Annotated in this window: 3 protein-coding genes; 2 read left to right on the top strand and 1 reads right to left on the bottom strand. The window is 69.3% G+C overall.

Annotated elements, in window-relative coordinates; all coding sequences use genetic code 11:
* A partial coding sequence (locus tag ACZ7HQ_RS45945) for an acyl-CoA dehydrogenase family protein (RefSeq protein ID WP_471003719.1) occupies positions 1–234 on the bottom strand: 234 nt, incomplete at its 3' end.
* A gap of 206 nt (positions 235–440) precedes the next feature.
* Here ACZ7HQ_RS45945 and ACZ7HQ_RS45940 point away from each other — a divergent pair.
* Both ACZ7HQ_RS45940 and ACZ7HQ_RS45935 read left to right on the top strand, forming a co-directional pair.
* Complete coding sequence (locus tag ACZ7HQ_RS45940; RefSeq protein ID WP_030592439.1) at positions 441–860, top strand: helix-turn-helix transcriptional regulator; 420 nt, start codon at positions 441–443, stop codon at positions 858–860.
* A 10-nt stretch (positions 861–870) separates the two neighbouring features.
* Positions 871–1039: VOC family protein (locus ACZ7HQ_RS45935; RefSeq protein ID WP_471003723.1), on the top strand; the 169-nt coding region annotated here is incomplete at its 3' end.

The following is a 1039-nucleotide window of genomic DNA, read 5'->3' as shown; positions in this document are numbered from 1 at the left end:
GGTCTCCTCGTAGATGACGGCCTCGTACTTGTGCGAGTCGATGCCCGCGCCGCCGTACTCCTCGTCGACCTCGATGCCGAAGACGCCCAGCTCGCCCAGCTTGAGGTAGAAGTCGCGCGGAGCCTGGCCCGCGGCGAACCACTCGTCGTAGACCGGCACGACCTCGGCCGCGATGAAGGCGCGGATGGTCTCCCGGAACGCCTCGTGGTCCTCGTTGAATACCGTACGGCGCACGGGATGCCTCCTAGGTCGGCAGTCGGTTCGTCCATGGCTAAGCGCTTGCTCAGACTCCCTTCGAAGTTACCCGCCGGTTGCGGTCGCTGTCCAGGGTGATGCTCGGCACGCGACGGACCGGCGGAGGCCGAGGGACGGCCCGACTGCCAGCGGCGTGGGGGAGTATCGGAGGGAGACGGCGAAAGCGGCGGGAGGAAGGCGGGGACGTGAGGCTGGAGGACCTGGCCCGGCTGCGTCGGGCGCGTGACCGTATGGACCGCGAGTACGCCGAACCGCTCGACGTCCCCTCGCTGGCCCGCGACGCCCTGATGTCGGCCGGCCACTTCTCCCGCAGCTTCCGCGCCGCCTTCGGCGAGACCCCGTACAGCTATCTCATGACCCGCCGCATCGAGCGGGCCAAGGCACTGCTGCGCCGGGGCGACCTGTCGGTCACGGACGTCTGCTTCGCCGTCGGCTGTACGTCGCTGGGCTCGTTCAGCTCCCGCTTCACGGAGCTGGTCGGGGAGAGCCCCCGCGCCTACCGGGCCCGCCCCCACGAGGCCGGCGAGACCATCCCCGCGTGCGTCGCCAAGATGCTGACCCGACCGGTCAGGAATGGAGAAGCGGATCGGGGGCCCCGCCCGTAGCGTGAAATCCATGGACATCAAGCTCTCGCAGTGCTTCATCGCCGTCGACGACCACGACAAGGCGCTCGCCTTCTACCGCGACGCCCTGGGAATGGAGGTGCGCAACGATGTCGGGTTCGAAGGCATGCGCTGGGTGACCGTCGGGTCCCCCGCGCAGCCGGACGTGGAGATCGTCCTGG

The sequence above is a fragment of the Streptomyces sp. NPDC037290 genome (assembly GCF_055603245.1).
This window is presented reverse-complemented; position numbering and strand designations above follow the sequence as displayed.